This window comes from Mesocryomonas fontinalis, from assembly GCF_055730125.2.
In genome coordinates, this window is sequence record NZ_JBUZWG020000001.1 from 543,042 (window position 1) to 560,720 (window position 17,679).

At 66.5% G+C, this 17,679-nt stretch carries 15 protein-coding genes; 2 read left to right on the forward strand and 13 right to left on the reverse strand.

What is annotated here, in order from left to right:
* Positions 1-12: 12 nt before the first annotated feature.
* The 3 genes from ACZL02_RS02495 to ACZL02_RS02505 form a co-directional block, all read right to left on the reverse strand.
* Positions 13-777 (reverse strand): thermonuclease family protein, encoded by a 765-nt coding sequence (locus tag ACZL02_RS02495; protein ID WP_472938609.1) that lies wholly within the window; start codon positions 775-777, stop codon positions 13-15.
* Positions 778-832: 55 nt separating this feature from the next.
* Positions 833-1,480, reverse strand: coding sequence for a S24 family peptidase (locus ACZL02_RS02500; RefSeq protein WP_472938610.1), 648 nt, complete (start codon positions 1,478-1,480; stop codon positions 833-835).
* A 120-nt stretch (positions 1,481-1,600) separates the two neighbouring features.
* The gene (locus tag ACZL02_RS02505) at positions 1,601-2,218 is read right to left on the reverse strand and encodes a 2-hydroxychromene-2-carboxylate isomerase (RefSeq protein ID WP_472938611.1); all 618 of its coding nucleotides are present in this window, start codon (positions 2,216-2,218) and stop codon (positions 1,601-1,603) included.
* Between the two features lie 186 nt (positions 2,219-2,404).
* Between ACZL02_RS02505 and ACZL02_RS02510 the strand changes: the two genes are divergently transcribed.
* Positions 2,405-3,472, forward strand: coding sequence for a YihY/virulence factor BrkB family protein (locus ACZL02_RS02510; RefSeq protein ID WP_472938612.1), 1,068 nt, complete (start codon positions 2,405-2,407; stop codon positions 3,470-3,472).
* Positions 3,473-3,573: 101 nt separating this feature from the next.
* Here ACZL02_RS02510 and ACZL02_RS02515 read toward each other — a convergent pair whose 3' ends face one another.
* The 6 genes from ACZL02_RS02515 to ACZL02_RS02540 all read right to left on the reverse strand — a co-directional run bounded on the left by ACZL02_RS02515 (position 3,574) and on the right by ACZL02_RS02540 (position 10,039).
* Positions 3,574-3,945, reverse strand: a complete 372-nt coding sequence (locus ACZL02_RS02515; RefSeq protein WP_472939092.1) for a DUF4260 domain-containing protein — start codon at positions 3,943-3,945, stop codon at positions 3,574-3,576.
* A gap of 109 nt (positions 3,946-4,054) precedes the next feature.
* Positions 4,055-6,256, reverse strand: coding sequence for an FAD-dependent oxidoreductase (locus tag ACZL02_RS02520; protein ID WP_472938613.1), 2,202 nt, complete (start codon positions 6,254-6,256; stop codon positions 4,055-4,057).
* Between the two features lie 75 nt (positions 6,257-6,331).
* On the reverse strand, positions 6,332-7,540 hold the full coding sequence (locus ACZL02_RS02525; RefSeq protein WP_472938614.1) for an acetyl-CoA C-acetyltransferase: 1,209 nt from the start codon (positions 7,538-7,540) through the stop codon (positions 6,332-6,334).
* 54 nt (positions 7,541-7,594) lie between these two features.
* Complete coding sequence (locus ACZL02_RS02530) at positions 7,595-8,020, reverse strand: type II toxin-antitoxin system HicB family antitoxin (protein ID WP_472938615.1); 426 nt, start codon at positions 8,018-8,020, stop codon at positions 7,595-7,597.
* Positions 8,013-8,219 (reverse strand): hypothetical protein, encoded by a 207-nt coding sequence (locus ACZL02_RS02535; protein ID WP_472938616.1) that lies wholly within the window; start codon positions 8,217-8,219, stop codon positions 8,013-8,015. Before ACZL02_RS02535 ends, ACZL02_RS02530 begins: the two co-directional genes overlap by 8 nt.
* Before the next feature lie 26 nt (positions 8,220-8,245).
* On the reverse strand, positions 8,246-10,039 hold the full coding sequence (locus ACZL02_RS02540) for an acyl-CoA dehydrogenase C-terminal domain-containing protein (RefSeq protein WP_472938617.1): 1,794 nt from the start codon (positions 10,037-10,039) through the stop codon (positions 8,246-8,248).
* Positions 10,040-10,354: 315 nt separating this feature from the next.
* On the opposite strand from ACZL02_RS02540, the gene pdeM reads away from it, so the two are divergent.
* Positions 10,355-11,071, forward strand: a complete 717-nt coding sequence (pdeM, locus tag ACZL02_RS02545; protein ID WP_472938618.1) for a ligase-associated DNA damage response endonuclease PdeM — start codon at positions 10,355-10,357, stop codon at positions 11,069-11,071.
* A gap of 107 nt (positions 11,072-11,178) precedes the next feature.
* Here the strand turns inward: pdeM and ACZL02_RS02550 are convergent, their stop codons facing one another.
* From ACZL02_RS02550 to ACZL02_RS02565, 4 genes are all read right to left on the reverse strand, one after another.
* Positions 11,179-11,643 carry a DUF3429 domain-containing protein gene (locus ACZL02_RS02550; protein WP_472938619.1) on the reverse strand — a complete coding sequence of 155 codons (465 nt, stop codon included), beginning with the start codon at positions 11,641-11,643 and terminating at the stop codon, positions 11,179-11,181.
* 4 nt (positions 11,644-11,647) lie between these two features.
* On the reverse strand, positions 11,648-12,592 hold the full coding sequence (locus tag ACZL02_RS02555; RefSeq protein ID WP_472938620.1) for a TIGR02186 family protein: 945 nt from the start codon (positions 12,590-12,592) through the stop codon (positions 11,648-11,650).
* The gene (locus ACZL02_RS02560) at positions 12,592-13,521 is read right to left on the reverse strand and encodes a sulfite exporter TauE/SafE family protein (RefSeq protein ID WP_472938621.1); all 930 of its coding nucleotides are present in this window, start codon (positions 13,519-13,521) and stop codon (positions 12,592-12,594) included. Before ACZL02_RS02560 ends, ACZL02_RS02555 begins: the two co-directional genes overlap by 1 nt.
* Before the next feature lie 128 nt (positions 13,522-13,649).
* A complete protein-coding gene (locus ACZL02_RS02565) occupies positions 13,650-17,510 on the reverse strand; it encodes a peptidoglycan-binding protein (protein ID WP_472938622.1) in 3,861 nt (1,286 codons plus the stop codon).
* Positions 17,511-17,679 lie beyond the last annotated feature (169 nt).

Below are 17,679 nucleotides of genomic sequence, written 5' to 3' on the forward strand. Positions count from 1 at the left end.
GCCGCTTTCCAATCAAGGTGCGGCGGAGCCTCCCGTCCGCCACATGCCGCGGCCGGCCTCGCGCGATTTGTCCTCGACGATCGTATAGCGGCTGGTATCCCGCGCACGGGCCCAGCCGTTCTCGACCAGCCACTCCGCGATGTCCGCGTCGCCGAGCTGACAGCGGGCGGCAATGGTCTCGTCGCGCCTGCCGAAACCGTCCGGCACGCTGCAGAGGATGGATCGCGAGCGCAGCCATCCGCGCAAGGCGGTGCGGGCCTGCATGCCGCACGGCCAGGCACTGCCGCCCTCGCCACAGACTGCCGACGTCGCCAGCGGTTCGATGCCGACCAGGCGGAGCCTGCCGCTGCCGACCTGAAAGGTCGCGCTGTCGACGGCGATCGGTCGCGGCAGGAGCCGAAGTCGCGGTGCCGGTGGTCCCATCATTTCGACCTGCGCGGTGACGCTGGTCGGACGCGGGCCGCCAAGGCGGTTGGAGGAGGGCGCCAGCGTTGCGACGGGGGGCGGCGGCAGGACGCGCCCGGCGGGGGCTTCCGCCAGCGAGGCCGGCGGTGCCGATCCTGGCTTTGGGGCTGCCGATACGGGTGGCCGGCGGGTACCGGTGTCCAGGGGCCGGCTCGCTGCCGCTGCCTGTGCCTCCGCCCTGGCCTGCGCGCGCCGTCCCTCAGGTCCAACCAGCGAAAACACGAGAACCACGAGCACGGCCAGCGCCAGTGCGATCTTCAAGCCTCGCTCGACGTCCGCGCGCGGCGAGGCGCTGCCGGCATCCAGAGACATCAGGCCTTGGGGTCCGCTTGCGGCCGCCGGCAGGCGGGGAGAAAACCGTCAGCGATCACTGGCTGGCCCAGACGATGCGGGCGACCCATTCGATCTCGTCGACCCCGAACTGCAGGTCCGGGAAGTCAGGGTTGACCGAGGCGAGTTCGATCGTTCGTGCGGTCTGGCGCTGCAGGATCTTCGCCATCACCTCACCGGACTTGGTGCGCACCACCACCCGGTCGCCCCGGCGCACGGACGTGCCGGGCGAAACGATGACGATGTCGCCCTCGCGGTACAGCGGCGTCATCGACTGGCCCGCGACCTCGAGGGCATAGACCGGCTCCGTCCCGCCTGCCTGCGGGAGCACGATCTCGTCCCAGCCCTGGCCGACGGGAAACCCGCTATCGTCGAAAAAACCGCCGCCGCCAGCCTGGGCGAAGCCCAGCAACGGCACCGAGGAGGGCGCGCGCAACCCGCTCGCGCCGGCGCCGGGACCCGGCATGGCGGTCAGGAATTCCTCGATCGTCGAACTGGTGGCGGCCATGATCTTGGAGATCGACTCGGTCGAGGGCCAGCGCGGCCGCCCATCGACGCTGTTCCGCTTCGACTTGTTGAATGTCGTTGGGTCGAGGCCGGCCTTCTTGGCCAGGCCGGACGGCGACAGCCGGTGCCGCTTGGCAAGGGTATCTATCGCTGCCCAGATGCGCTCATGCGATAACATCGTGACCGTCCGTCGTTCCAAGAATGGAGGAATATATACCTCCGAGGCCCCTTGTGTAGTGGCCGCCACTCAGCTTGTCCAGTGGCGGGATTCGTTGCCAACCACGTTTCGGCGCTGGCGCTACTCGCCGATCCGCAGCGGCCGGCGTCCGCTGTCCAACGCATGCTCCAGATCATCGATGCGGTCCTGGCCGAAGAACGGCTCGCCGGAGAGGACATAGCCGGGAACGCCCGGAATGCCGGCCGCGACCGCAGCATCGGCATTGGCCTTGCGGATGGCGGCGGATTCCGGTGCCTGGGCCTTCGCCATGACCGTCGCGGCGTCGAAGCCGAGCTTTTTCAGATAGGCCTCGATCTGCACGCGGTCGGCGATGTCCTCGTCGCGGACCCAGACACCGGTGAACACCTTCTCGACGAAATCGATCGGGTTCTCGCCCAGCGCGATCAGCGCGACCGCGCAGAGGTCGGCGAAGGAGGCATCGACCGGGAAGAACCGGGGCTCGACATTGAAGGGCAGCTCGCGGCGCTGCGCCACCCGCTGCAGGTCGATCCGCCGGTAGTCCTGGCGGATCTTCGGCCGCTTGGCGATCGGGACCTGGCCCGATACCGCCCAGACGGCCGCGAGATCGACCGGGATGAGATTGAGCTTGGCATTGTGCCGGCCGGCGACGGAGCGAATTTCCTCGTGCCCGAGATAGGCGTAGGGAGAGGAGGAGCTGTAATAATAATCGATCGTCATCGGTCGCTCCTCGTTGCCGGTCAATCTGCTCGCCTTATCCCTCCGAGGGCCGTGACAGCAAGCGTTTCCTCCAGGAACCTCGGCGGAATTATGGCATTGTTGTGGAGCGTTCCGCGGTGTGCTCTGTGGGCAATGCGCTGCTGGCGCTCGTGCGAGAGACGCACCGAAACAGGACAGTAACAGATCATGAGCCTTCGTTTCGCCACCAGCACCAGCGAGGAAATGCGCCGGCGGGCGAGCGAGCCCGGCCGGGGGCGGGATGCCGCCCATCCGACGGCAATTCCGTGGAAGGGCTGGAAGGACGTCCTCGTCCGGCTCTACGTCTCGTTCTTCGAGGATCGCGTGCTGCTAATCGCGGCGGGCGCCACCTTCTATCTGCTGCTCGCGCTGTTCCCCGCCTTCGCCGTGTTCGTCTCCGCTTACGGCTTTGTCGCCGATCCCTCGACCATTTCCGAGCACATCGCCTTCATCGGGCAGTTCCTGCCGCAGGCGGGCACCGAACTCCTGCAGAACCAGTTGGAGACGCTGGTCAGCCAGGACCCGGCCTCGCTGTCGCGGGGCTTCATCATCGGTCTCGCGGTCGCGCTGTGGAGCGCGAACAACGGCATCAAGACGCTCTTCGAGGCGATGAATGTCGCCTACGGCGAGCAGGAGCAGCGTGGTTTCATCAAGCTCAACCTCGTCGCCTTCTGCTTCACCCTCGGCGCCGTGGTCATCGGTATCATGCTGATCGTCACCGTCGGCGTCGTCCCAGTGATCATGAAGATCTTCGGCCTGTCGAGCTTCAGCGACGTGCTGATCGCCTCGCTGCGCTGGCCCGTGGTGTTCGCGCTGATCGTCGGCTCCATCGCCATGATTTACCGCTACGGCCCCAGCCGGAACCGTGCCCGCTGGAGCTGGGTCTTTCTCGGGGCGCTGCTGACGGCCGTGGTCTGGCTGGCCGCCTCGATCGCCTTCTCCTGGTATCTCCAGAACTTCGCCAACTACGGCGCGACCTACGGCTCGCTCGGCGCCGTCATCGGCTTCATGATGTGGGTCTGGGTGTCCTCGACGATCTTCATTATCGGCGCCGAGATCAACGCCGAACTCGAGCACCAGACCGCGCTCGACACGACGGACCTGCCGGCAAAGCCGCTGGGCGAGCGCGGGGCGCGGGTGGCCGATACCATCGGCAAGAGCGCCTCTCGGGGAAAGCCGGCGACCAGCGAGAAACGCGGGCTCTTCCGCCGGGTCCGCAAGACGCAGAGCGTCTGAGCTTCTGATCCAGTCTACGGGTGGGAGCCGTCGCGTTCAGGCACAGAATGCAATGCGGACCGCGAGAGCACCTCTGTGCGTCTTTTCGTACGCACTGCTAATCAGCCTTGGTTTCCGATACGGCCGAGATGCGTGTGCGAAAACCCCTCTGACGATTTCAGCCCGTATCCAAGCATGCGGTCGAAACCGGAATGGGCAAGCCAGAGGGCGCCTACGACGGTGATAGCCGGGCTCGCCGTCATCAACCCGAAAGCGAGCAGAGCCGCCCCCCATCCGTAGATGTGCGTCAGGTTGTAGCCAAACGCCCCCATCCTCGGCCCGAACAGGTATGAGGCAAAGCTGAGGTCCGGTACGAAGAACCACAAGACCGCCGCCCACCAGGATATCCCGTCGGCGAAATGCCAGCACAACGCTATGCCAGCCGCAAAAATCAATGCGCCCTCAAGCCGCTGCCATAAAACGAGTTCTGCCAGAGGATCGGCCCCTTATTCGTAAGGACGGGTTATTCCTTTCCGAGGGGGTGATCAAGATCGCTGCGGCGGGGTGCATTGAACAGAAGGCATCCCACCGGCAATCCGGCGCCTACGCCGCCTGGGTTTCCTGGACCGGCGCAAAGCGGCCGTAGAAGCTGTCGCCCTTGGCGACCATGTCGCGGAGCAGCGGCGTCGGGGCAAAATGCGTGCCGTACTTCGCCGCCAGCCGTTCGCAAAGGGCCACGAAAGTCTTTGCACCCATGCCGTCGATGTAGGAGATCATCCCGCCGGTATAGGGCGCGAAGCCGAGGCCGAGGATCGAGCCGACGTCGGCCTCGCGTGGATCGGTCACGACGCCTTCCTCCATGGTCCGTGCGGCCTCCAGCGCCATGGTGACGAGGAACCGCTGCTTCAGCTCGGGGAAGTCGACGTCTTCCACCTTCTTCTGCGGGTAGAGCGCCTTCAGGCCTGGCCACAGGCTCTTCTTGGCCGGCTTGGCGGGATAGTCGTAGAAGCCCTTGCCGTTCTTGCGGCCGAGCCGGCCCTCGTCGTCGACCATCCTGTTGATCAGCGCGAAGTGCGCCGGGTTGACCGCGGCTTCGCCCTCGTCGCGGATCGTCGCCTTCATGATCTTCTGCGCGAGGTCGACAGCCGTCTCGTCGTTCAGGGCGAGCGGGCCGACGGGCATGCCGGCGAACTTCGCCGCGTTCTCGATCATCGTCGCGGGGACGCCCTCGATCAGCATGTCGTAGGCTTCCGAGATGTAGCGCAGGAAGCAGCGGTTGACGAAGAAGCCGCGGGTATCGTTGACGACGATCGGGGTCTTCTTGATCACCCGGACATAGTCGAGCGCTGCGGCCAGTGCCGTCTCGCCGGTCTTTTCGCCCATGATTACCTCGGTCAGCATCATCTTGTCGACCGGCGAGAAGAAGTGGATGCCGATGAAGCGCGTCTGGTCCGGGAAGGCCTCGGCGAGCGAGGTGATCGGGATCGTCGAGGTGTTGGACGCGAAGATCGCGCCCGGCTTCAGCACGGCGGCGATCTTACGGGTGACCTCTGCCTTGACCTCGCGGTCCTCGAACACCGCCTCGACCACGAGGTCGGCCTCGGCGAGTGCCGCATAGTCCGGCGTCGGCGTGATCAGGCCGAGCAGCGTTGCCGCCTCGTCCTTGGTGGCGCGACCCTGGCCGACCAGCTTCTCGATCAGGCCCTGGCTGTGCGCCTTGCCCTTGTCGGCGGCTTCCTGGTCGCGGTCGACGAGGATGACCTTCAAACCCGCCTTGGCGGTGACATAGGCGATGCTGGCACCCATGAAGCCGGCCCCGACGACGCCGATTGTCTTCAGGGTCTGCGGGGCAACCGACTTCGGACGGCGGGCGCCCTTGTTCAGCTCCTGCAGCGAAACGAAGAGCGAGCGGATCATCATCGCTGCTTCCGTCGTCTGCAGCACGTTGGTGAACCAGCGCTGCTCGACCTTCAGCGCCTGGTCGATCGGCAGCAGCAGCCCCTCGTAGACGCATTTCACGATGGCACGGGCACCGGGATAGTTGTCCGAGGTCTCCTTGCGGTAGAGCGAGGAAACGGCCGGCCAGAGCTGCGCGCCTTGCGCCGAGTAGACCGGGCCGTTCGGCAGCTTGAAGCCTTTCTGGTCCCAGGCTTTCACCGGCGAGAGGCCGGCCTTCAGCATCTCCTTGGCCTTGGCGACGAGATCCGCCTGCGGCACGACCTCGTCGATCAGCTTCATCGCCTTCGCCTTCGAAGCCGAGAGCGTCTCGCCCTTCAAGAGCATCTGCAGCGCCGACTGGGTGTCGGTCATCCGCGGCACGCGCTGGGTGCCGCCGGCGCCGGGGAAGAGGCCGACCTTCACCTCCGGCAAGCCCATCTTCGCCGTAGTGGCGGCGACCCGCCCATGGCAGGCCAGCGCCAGCTCGAAGCCGCCGCCCATGCAGGTGCCGTTGATCGCCGCGACCCACGGCTTTCCCGCGGTCTCGAGCTTGCGGTAGATCAACGACATGCGGCCCGCGCGCTCGAACAGCTCGGCGATCGCCCCCTCGGGATCAGCCGCCTTCTTCGCCTCGAACTGCTCGAACATGCCGCGCAGCATCTTGAGGTCCGCGCCGCCGGTGAAGCTGCCCTCCTTGCCCGACGTGATCACCACGCCCTTGACCGTGGCATCGCCAGCAAAGCGGTCGATCAACGCGTCGAGCTCGCCCATCACCTCCTCGGTGAAAACGTTCATCGAGTGGTCCGGCATGTCCCAGGTGACGAGGGCGATGCCGTCGCTATCGGTCTCGGTGGTGAAGTTCGTCATGTGTCTCTCCCTGCGTGTTGCCACGCCCGCTGTTCGCTAGAAGCCCGTGCCGTCCCGCTATCCCGCTGGGAAAACCTAGACGCGCTCGATGATCGTCGCGGTGCCCATGCCGGCGCCGATGCAGAGCGTGACCAGCGCCGTGGTCTTGTTGGTGCGCTCCAGTTCGTCGAGCACCGTGCCGAGGATGATGGCGCCGGTCGCACCCAGCGGATGGCCCATGGCGATCGCGCCGCCGTTGACGTTCATCTTCGCGTGGTCGATGTCGAAGGCCTGCATGTAGCGCAGCACCACGGCGGCAAAGGCCTCGTTCAGCTCGAACAGGTCAATGTCGGCGAGCGTCATGCCGGTGCGGGCCAGCAGCTTCTGCGTGACGTCGACCGGGCCGGTCAGCATCAGCGCCGGGTCGGAGCCGATATTGGCGAAGGAATGGATGCGCGCGCGGGGGCGGGCGCCAAGGATCTCGCCGCCCTCCTTGGAGCCGAGGAGAACACCGGCGGCGCCGTCGACGATGCCGGAGGAGTTGCCGGCATGGTGGACATGGTTGATCGCCTCGATCTCGGGATGCGCCTGGATACCGACGGCGTCATAGCCGCCCATCTCGCCGGGCATGGCGAACGATGGGTTGAGCGCGCCCAGCGACTGCATGTCGGTCGCGGGGCGCATGTGCTCGTCCCGGGCGAGGATGACGAGGCCGTTCTGGTCCTTGACCGGCACGACGGACCTGTCGAAGCGGCCTTCCGACCAGGCGGTCGCCGCCCGCTTCTGGCTCTCGACGGCATAGGCGTCGACGTCGTCGCGGCTGAAGCCGTATTTGGTGGCGATGAGGTCGGCCGAGACCCCCTGTGGCATGAAGTAGGAGGGGATGCCGACCGAAGGGTCCATGAACCAGGCGCCGCCGGCCATGCCCATGCCGATGCGCGACATGGACTCGACGCCGCCGGCGATGACGAGGTCGTGCGCGCCTTGGACGATACCACCGGCGGCGATGTTCACCGCGTCCAGCCCCGACGCGCAGAAGCGCGAGATCTGCATGCCCGGCGCCTTGACGTCGTAGCCGGCCTCGAAGGCGGACGCGCGGGGGATCACCGCGCCGGCCTCGCCGACCGGATCGACGCAGCCATAGATGATGTCGTCGACCTTCGACGTGTCCATGCCGTTGCGGTCGCGCAGCGCCTCCAGCACCTTGGCGCCGAGCCGGACCGCCGGCACCTCGTGCAGCGCGCCGTCCTTCTTGCCGCGGCCGCGCGGGGTGCGGACGTGATCGTAGATGTAAGCTTCGGCCATGTTGGAGCCTCCCGGGCTGATGGGCTGTGCCGCAGGCCTGCCCGCGGCTTCTGACTAAGCCGCCTCGACGACGAGGCGTAGCTTGCGGCCGAGCACCGCAAGCGCATTTTCGAGATCGGCGACGGTATCGGGATGGTCTGAATCAAGGAGCGCGTCCAACTGCCAGGACTTCAGCCCGGACAAACTTTGAAACGCTTCCTTTGACAAACCGGCGCGCCGAAATTCTTCGATGAAGGCGATCTTCAGAAGGTCGTCGGCGTGCGGGGACACCATGATGTCTCCCTTCGCGCCGCATGTCGGCAACTCACGGCCGAAAGCCATATAACCGCGCAACGCCAGTCCCAGGGCTTCGGCCGCAGCGCGCAGTGTTTCGGCTCGGTCACTCCCGAACGTTATCGCCTCCGGCACGTCGGGAAAGGTGGCGTTGACGCCGCCGTCCGGATCGTCGGTGAGAATGGCGAGGTAGCGGTAATCATGCATGGCCGTCCTCCAGTCCCAGTTGCTTGCGGAGGGTCCGCACCATCGTCGGGGTCAGTTCGCCGCTCTGGATCGTCGTAAACCGCGCACCGAGATGCACCCGATAATGGCTACCCTTGCCACTTCCTTCAATGATCCGGAAATCCAGACCCAGTCGTCGCGCTTCTTTTCGCAGTTCCCGCAGGAAAGCCTCGCGCTTCACCGCACGGAGCTCCCGCGCGGCGCCCTCTAGAACGCCTCCGCGTCCAGCGCCATCATCGTGTCCGCACCGGACTGGATGCGGGCCAGATGCGCTGCGGTCTCGGGCATCAGGCGCTCCATGAAGAAGCTGGCTGTGACGAGCTTCTTCTCCATGAAGGCCGCGTCGCCTTCACCGGCCGCAAGCTTGTCCTGCGCCGTCTTCGCCATGCGGCCCCACATGTAGCCGAGTGCGACGAGGCCGAAGAGGTGCATGTAGTCGGTCGAGGCGGCACCGGCATTGTCGGGCTTCATCATGGCGTTCTGCATCAGCCACATCGTCGCCTGCTGCAAATCCTTCGAGCCCTTGTGGATGCCCTTCGTGAACGGGGCCATCTTTTCGTCCGAGCGGTGTTCCTCGCAGAACGCGCCGACCTCCGCGAAGAACGCCTGGATCGCCCGGCCGCCGTTCAGCGCGAGCTTCCGGCCGACGAGGTCGAGCGCCTGGATGCCGTTGGCGCCCTCGTAGATCTGGGCAATGCGGGCATCGCGCACGAACTGCTCCATACCCCATTCCTGGATATAGCCGTGCCCGCCATAGACCTGCTGTGCCATCACGGCATTGTCGAAACCCTTGTCGGTCAGGACGCCCTTGATCACCGGGGTCATCAGGCCCATCCAGTCGTCTGCGGCCTCGCGCTCCTTCTCGTCCTCGGCGCGATGCGAGAGGTCACCCTTCAGCGCCGTCCACAGCACCAGCGCCCGGCCGGCCTCGTTGACCGAGCGGATGGTCATCAGGATGCGGCGGATGTCGGGGTGGACGATGATCGGGTCGGCCTTTTTCTCCGGCGCCTTGGTGCCCGAGAGCGAGCGGCCCTGAATGCGGTCCCGGGCGTAGACGACGGCATTCTGGTAGGCGATCTCGGAGATGGCGAGGCCCTGGATGCCGACGCCGAGCCGCGCCTCGTTCATCATCGTGAACATCGCCCGGAGGCCCTTGTCGGCGTCGCCGATGAGAAAGCCGGTGGCGCCGTCGTAGTTCATCACGCAGGTGGCGTTGCCGTGGATGCCCATCTTCTCCTCGATGGAGCCGCAGGAGACACCATTCCGCACGCCGGACTTGCCCTCGGCATCGAGCACGAACTTCGGGACGATGAACAGCGAGATGCCCTTGGTGCCCTCCGGCGATCCCTCGATGCGGGCGAGGACGAGGTGGACGATGTTCTCCGAGAGGTCATGTTCGCCGGCCGAGATGAAGATCTTTTGTCCGGAGATCGAATAGCTGCCGTCGCCGTTCGGAACGGCCTTGGTCCGGAGCAGACCGAGATCGGTGCCGCAATGCGGCTCCGTCAGGTTCATCGTGCCGGTCCAGATGCCGTCGATCATGTGGGGTAGATAGGCGCGCTTCTGCTCGTCCGTGCCGTGGATGGTAATCGCCGCGATCGCGCCGGCGGTGAGGCCGGGATACATCGCAAACGCCATGTTGGCCGAGGACATGAACTCGTTGACGGCCGCCGACAGCGTGTGTGGCAGGCCTTGGCCGCCGTACTCAACTTCAGCCGACAGACCGCCCCAGCCACCTTCCCGGAAGGTCGCGTACGCTTGCTTGAAGCCCGCAGGCGTCGTCACCGAGCCGTCGGCATGCCGGGTGCAGCCCTCGCGGTCGCCGACCTGGTTCAGCGGATGGAAGACTTCGGAGGCGACGCGCCCGGCCTCGCCAAGAATGGCCTCGACGATATCGGGCGAAGCGTCGGCAAAGCCCGGGAGGTTCGAATGCCGATCGATGCCAAGAACGTCGTTCAGCACGAAGAGCGTATCTGCGACGGGAGCCTGGTAGACCGGCATGCTTGTCCTCCTCCAAGGCGCAAACTTTGACGTTTACGTCAACGTGCAAGACATACCGTTTCGGGCGGGCGCTTTCAAGGGCGGCTTGGAAAAGCAAGCTGGCGAGGATCACGGGACGAAACGCCGGGCAGCGCGGCATGCCAGATGCACGGCTGTGCGCAGTGCGGCTGCGGGAATGACCGACTTGTGCTCCGATGGTCCGTGACAGCGCCTGCCGCAGCCTCTATCGACCCGGAGGGCTTTCGGTCGCACTTGCTTTGAAAAGCAAAGCGGATTCGACTGGGCCCCGACGAATCAACGGATATGCGACAGCGGATGAATGCGATCCTGCGCCGGATGCGGCAGGCGGAGTGCGAGGGAATCGAGACATCGCTGAACGGCGGTGCGCTGGTCTGCGACCCCTCCGGCGTGATCTTTGCGCCGGCGGAAAGCCTGCTCGTCGTCTCCGACCTGCACCTCGAAAAGGGGGCAGCCTTCGCGCGCCGCGGCATGATGCTGCCGCCCTACGACACGGCGGCGACGCTTGAGCTGCTGGGTCTTGCGCTGGAGCGCTACCAGCCCAAACGCGTCGTCTGCCTCGGCGACAGTTTTCACGATCGGCACGGCGCTGCCTTCATGCCCGCGAAGTATCGCGAGGTGCTGGTGAGCCTGATGGCCGGACGCGAATGGATCTGGATCTCGGGCAACCACGATCCCGAGCCGCCGGCCTTTGTCGGCGGAGAAACGCTGGAATGCGTCACCATCGGTGCCTGGACGTTCCGGCACGAGCCGAGCGCCGGTCATGTGCCGGGCGAGATCGCCGGCCATTTGCATCCCGTCGCCCGCGTCGGCGGCGGTGGCCGCAGCGTGCGCGGGGCCTGCTTTGCCTCGGACGGCGAGCGGATGATCATGCCGTCCTTCGGCGTCAACACCGGCGGCCTGAACGTTCTCGATCGGGCGTTTCACGGACTGTTCCGGGCCGGCTGCGCGAAGGCCTACGTGATCGGCATCCGCAGCATCTACCCCATCGCTTTTTCGAGCCTCTGCCGCTGAGAGGTCAGAGCGCCGCGCATCCAATTGGATGCACAGAGGACGCTCTATCGTTTTGAATTTGGAGCATCTTTCCTTGATTGGGTAAGTCTACCCAATCGCAAGATGCTCTAGTAGGTCGAGACGAACGCGACGATCATGCAGAGGACGACGACGGCCGTCAGGACGATCCGAAGTGTCCGGAACGCTTCCGGCAGCTTGCCACGCTGGATCGCCGTCACGTCCCAGATGCCCTGCGCCAGGAAACCGACGCCGAGCGCTGCGAACAGCCAGGGCACCGGCAGGAACAGGCAGATCCACGCAAACAGCGAGGGCAGGACGGAGAGCGCGAGCGTTAGCCGTCCACGGCTGGCGCGCATCAGCGAAGCGCCCCAGCGGATGCCGCCTAGGAAGGACAGGATCACCGCGCCATAACCCGACAACGCCTTGACCAGCAGGTCGAAGGCGATGAAGGCGGTTCCGGCATAGGCCAGCAGGCCGCTCATGACGATGAACGGGATCAGGCCCCCAAGGCCAAGGATCCAGAGCATCCGGCTCTTGGCCGGCGCGGTGTCGTCGTCGGCGATAAGCGTCATGGCATCAGTCCCGTTTGAAGATCACCCGGCCAAGCCAGCCGGTCACCATGGCCAGCGCCACCGCGAACACGCCGTAAAGAACGCCGTAGCGGACCGCAAGGTTGGATACCGTCGTCTCGAAACCGGATTTCACCACCCAGAGCTTCTCGTCGCGCTCGCGCAGGAAGACGCCGTTGCGGAACAGGAAGGCGCGCGCCGTGTGCAGCCCCACCGGCAGGTCTGCGGGCAGTGCGAGGTCGGCACGAAACAGCGTCGGGCTGACGAACTCGACGGCGCCGAAGGACTGCGCGTAGAGGCCGCGGCTGATCCGGATGCGGCGGAGGGCCGTCGCGTATTCGTCGCGGTTGGGCGAGTTGACCAGCGGGTCGCGGCCGACGTCGGTGCGCAGGTTGTCGATGCCGATGGACAACTGCTCCAGCGTCTTCTGCGGGGCGACGTCGTTCAACTGGCGGGTCGAGGCCAACGTGTAGGAGGCCGGCGCACTGGAGAAGCTCTCTGAGCCGCGGTTGATCCAGAGGCCGAGCACGCGTTCCTTCTCGCGCACTACCAGCGGCGTCTTCGGGCCTTCCAGCGCGACGATGATGTCGTAGCCGCCCTGTCGCAGCACCCGGCCATCGGCATTGTCGAGCGCGCCGAAGACCACCAGCCGGGCGCCGCTGAAGTTGGAGGCGATGACGATCTGCTCGGTCGAGAGTCCGATCTCGAAGGTCTCGGGAAGACCTGCCGCTGCGGCGGACTTGCCGGGTTCGGGCAGCGATTGCGGCACGAATTTCGGCGTGGTGCGAATGGTGATCTCGGGTGATGAAGGGCTGCTGACCGGCGGCGCTCCGGGCGCCCGCGCGGCTGGCGGCGGCGCCGTCGACGGGGCCGGCGTCTGGGCATCCGCAAGGGTCGAAGGCAGCAGCAGGACCGTGAGCGTGAGAAGCGCCTTGCCGACCACCGGACGCATCATTTCACCTCGCCGCTCGGCAGGCTGATCGAGTATATGTCGCCGGGACCGACGATGAGTTCGCCGCCGAGGCGGGCGCAGACGGCGAGGACGAGGATCGCCAGGAGTGCCCGCAGTTGCTCGCCGCGCAGCTTGCGGCCGGCCTGGGCGCCGAACTGCGCGCCGACGACGCCGCCGACCATCAGGAGGAAGGCCAGCACGACGTCGACCGTCGTGTTGGTCGCCGCTTGCAGGACGGTGGAGATGGCTGCCGTGAAGATGATCTGGAACAGCGAGGTGCCGATGACGACGTTCGTCGGCACGCGCAGCAGATAGATCATCGCCGGCACCATGATGAAACCGCCGCCGACGCCCATCACCGCGCCGAGAATGCCGATGGCGAAGCCGAGTCCGAGCACCGGGATGATCGAGACGTAGAGCTTGGAGCGCTGGAAGCGCATCTTCAGCGGCAGCTTGTTGACCCAGTTGTTGCGGCTATGCCCCGCCACCTCGCCGGAGCCGCCGGCGCCGACCCGGCGCATGGCGTTGATGCTCTCGACCAGCATCAGCCCGCCGACCGTTCCAAGCATCACGACGTAGAGGATCGAGACGACGAGATCGAGCTGGCCGATCCGTCGGAGGATGGTGAAGATCGCAACGCCCACGACCGAGCCGAGCGCACCGCCGATCAGCAGCATGCTGCCGAGCTTGAGGTCGATCGTGCCGCGCTTGTAGTGCGCGAGCGCTCCCGAGAAGGACGCGGCGATCACCTGGTTGCCGCCGGTGGCGACCGCGACCGCAGGGGGAATGTTATAAAAGATCAGGAGCGGGGTGATGAGGAAGCCGCCGCCGACCCCGAACATGCCCGACAAAAAGCCGACGGCGGCTCCCATGCCGATAATGACCAGCATGTTCACGGAGATCTCGGCAATCGGCAGGTAAAGGTTCAAGGGCACGGTCTCGGTGCTTTGCCGCAATGCGACAAAGGGGCCAGACCGTCTTGGCCTGACCCCTTCCACATGTCAATTTCCCGCCAGTCTTTCGCGCCCCCAAAGGGTTAACCGGGCGCTCCTGCGCCTCAACCGTTCTTGCGCGCCAGCAGCGCCCGGATCAGCGGCTCGTCGATCTTGCCGGTGGCATCGAGGCCGGCTTCCTTCTGGAACTTGGAGATGGCGCTGACGGTCTTGCCGCCGAGCACGCCGTCGGGTGTTCCGGCATCGTAGCCGAGCTTGGAGAGGATCGCCTGGATGTTGCGCACGGCGCGCTTCATGTCGACGGAGGCGGTCTTCTCCGCCTTCAGCTCGGTCCATTCCTGCGGCACTTCCACCGTGTTGGCCCGCTCGTTGCGCTCCATCGGCGTCCAGGCGACGACTGCGGCGTCCGCCGCCTTGCGCTCGTCCGCCGACAGCGATGCCCCGATCTCGTTCTGCTTGGACTCGGCATCCTTGTCGCCGGCCGCCGCCACGATGGCGAACCACTTGTAGGACTGGACGAGGCTCTGCTCGACGCCCGAGCCGCGGGCGTAGAGGATGCCGAGGTTGTACTGGCTGTCGCGCATGCCGTAGTCGGCGGCTTTCTCGAACCAGGTGGCCGCGGTCTCCGGATCCGACTTGCCCTCGATGCCGGTGGCGTAGAGGACGGCCAGGTTGTGCATGGCGCGAATGTTGCCCTGCTTGGCGGCGAGGAGATACCAGTCGCGGGCGGCGCCGGTGTCGCGGGTGACGCCGTTGCCCTTCTCGAACAGCGTGCCGAGGCTGTACTGCGCCGGCGCGAAGCCGTTGCGGGCACCCTGCGCGAACCAGTTCAGCGCGGCGGCGGCGTCTGGCTCGGCACCGCGGCCTTCGAGCAGCCGCAGCCCGATCTCGAACTGCGCCATCGGATCCGCCTTTCCGGCGGCTTCGATCAGCGCGGGGGCGGTGATGCTGGCCGGCAGGGCAGGAGCGGCGCCGCTGGCCGAGGCCGGCAGCTTGGCGATGGCCGAGGCGAGGATGATCTGGGGATCGCTGCTGCCGGTCATTTCGGTCTTGCCGGATGCTGGCACCGTCGCTCCTGTGTCGGCCGTTTCCTGCGGGGCCACGGTGGCGGCCGCAGGATAGCTGACCGTCGCCGCGCTGCGGGCGGAAGGGGAAGCGGAGGCGCGGGCGCTGACGGTCGGTGCCAGCGGTGCAGCCATCGCCTCGGGTTGTGCTGCGACCGAGGCGGTCTCGATCGTGTCGGAAGAGCCAGCGGTCGGGGCGGTAGCGGAAGAGGGTGTCTCGACGATGGCGGCCTGCATCGACGTCTGCGCGGGCGCGGCATTGCTTTCGATGCGAACGCCTTCGCCAGATCCATAATTGTCCATCAGCGTCTTTCCGACAGGCAGCGCGGCCAGCGCGGCCAGCACCGCGACGACACCGGTGAGGATGGTCTTGCGGCGGCGGGCGATGCGCTGCACCAGCGACAGCTTGTCGCTGGCAGCGCCGATGCCGCCGGCCGGCGAGCGCAGCATCTCGGCCTCGGCGACAGCAGCCTGTGCCGCACGCCGGGCGGCGGCGCGGGTCTCGGCCTCGCCCGTCGGCTCATTGGTGCCTTCGAGCTTGCTGCGCTGCTGCAGGCGCACGCGTTCCAGGAGGGCGCCGATGTCGGGCGCGCCCGAGCCCGGCTCCAGCGGCCGGTTGACCTCGCTCCGGTCGATCATGTCGGACGCGTCGATCGACGGCGCGGAAACCTGTTCCAGCGAACGATCGTCGGCGGTGCCGGCCGAGAAGCCGACCGTGCGCTCGGCGACGATCGTCTCGGACGCTTCCTGGTGGTGCGCCCGCAGCGGCTGCATCGGGGAGCTGCGCAAGCCGGCGGGCTCGCGGCTCTCTGCCGCAAGGTCGAGGCTTGCCGCTGCCTTGTGCGCGGCGACGCGGTCATGCCGGGCGTCCTCGAGGTCGTCTTCGCTCTCAGCCTTGCCGCTGATATCGGTCTCGATCTGCTCCAGCCGGTCGACGATCTTCAGGAGCGTGGCGTGGACGGCCTCGAACACCTTGTTGGAGCGATCGTCGGTCTCGCGCGACAGGGCTTCCAGCGACCGCAGGTTCTCCGACAACTGAGCGACGTGCTCGCCCTGGCGGCGGTCACCGGCGGCCTGCATGCGCAAGGCGGTCTCGTCGGCGGCCTCGCGGGCGGCGATGATCAGGGCCTCGCGGTTTTCCTCCATCCGCTGCTCGACGGCGGCAAGCCGGCGGTCGAACTCGATCTCGAACTCGTCCGACAGGCCGGCAGAATTGCCGAGATGCTCCGACAGGCGGGCGATCTGGGCTTCGAGCGAGCGCATCATCTCGTTGTCGGCGCGCGGCTGCACCGCGTCTTCCAGGCGCAGCGCGAGCGCCGAGAGGCGCTGCTCGATCGCCTCGGTGTCGATCCGCGGCTGCTCCATCTCGGTGAAGGCGACTTCCAGCCGGTCGGCAAGATCCGTCATCCGCTGCGCCAGCGCATCGGCGGCGGGGTTGATGGCCAGTTCCTCGACGCGGTCGGACAGCTCGGCGATGCGCAGCGACAGGACCTCAACATCGCCCTCGTCGGCAATCCGGTCGACCCGCGAGGTCAGCGTCGCGATGCGGGCTTCGATCCGCTCGATCGGGGCCATGTCCAGCATGGGCGCCGGCTGCAGCGAGGTGGCGACGATCGCGCGCGAGATCTCGTCGAGCCGCTCCTCCAGTGCCACGAAGTTCTCGAGGTCGGCTTCGTTGCTGCGGCGGGCCAGCGCGTCGACGCCGACGGTCAGGGAATGGATACGCTCCTCCAGAGGACCGATGCCAAGGCTCTGGGGCAGCCGGGCAAGGACGGTCTCGATGTCGGCCATGCGGTCGGCGAGGCGCTGGATGCTGATCTCGACTTCCTTGGAGTCGAGATGCTTCTCGATCGCGCCCCAGCGGTCGGGATCGCCGTAGACGGCTGCCGCGTCGCTCATGCCCTCGAGCTTCTCGCGCAGGCCCTCGAGTTCGTCGCGCAGATGCTGCGAGATCGCCGGATCCTGCGGTGCCGCCATGGTGGCGCCGAGGTAGCGGTCCTCGAACTCGTCCCAGCGCTTCTCGACGGCGCGGACCTGATCCTCGCTGGCAAGCGAGCGCAGCGACTCGCGCAGCCGCTCGAGCTCGTTCTTCAGATCGCTGCGGGACTCGGTCTCGCGCTCGGACTGCACCGAGAAGCGGTTCTCGAAGGCGTCCCAGCGACGGCCGACAGCCGCCAGCGTGCGCTCCTTGGCGAGCTCGCCGAAGAGGCCGCGCAACTCCTCGAGCTCGGCGCGCAGCGTGTTCAGCGTCGAGCGGTCGGCGCCTTCCTCGGTCATGCGGGCCAGCGATTGCGAGATCTCGCTCATGCCGCCGTCGATCGCTTCCGGGCTCTGCCGGGTCTCGATCATCTGGCGCAGCGCGTCGAAAGCCTCGCGCATCGCATCGAAGCGCGGGTCGCTGCGCGGCGTGCCCTCTGCCTTCATCTCCTGGCGAAGACGCTGAAGTTCCTCTGCGACCTCGGCCATCAGCGAATAGTTGCTGCCTTCGCGGCGCAGTGCCTCGACATCGCCGGCAAGCGCCTCGAAGCGCTGGCCGATGCCCGCACCGGTTCCCTGTGCGGCGATGTTGGTGTGAGCGCGCGGCTCATGCTGGCGCACCGGCGCTGCCAGATGCGGCGCCTGGTCCAGCATCTGCCGGCGCATGACGATCTCGGAAACGGCGTCCGCCAGCGTCGAGCGGCGCTTCTCGCCAACGGGCGCCGGCGCCGGCTGGCCGGCCGGAGCGGTATCGACCGTCGGGGCGAAGGAGGGCGCGACCGGGCCGGTCTCCGTCCTCGGCTTGGCTGGGGTGATCTTGGCGAGCCTGATCTCGAGCGCTTCGAGGGTCCGGCTGAGCGATGCCAGGGGCGAATGGTCGTCGTCTCTCTGTGGCAGTTTCAAAGGTGTATTCGACTTGACCATCGTCAGATCCCTTGAGGCTCTTGAGCCCGTTGACTCTCGCCACAGACAGTTTTTTGCATCGATACCCGACGAAGCCAGAAATCTTCGAACAGGGTAAACAGTCGGTTAATGACCATTACATTCTGCGGGTTTAGGACGTGAGGGAGGAGCGAAGCTGGATTGCCGCTTA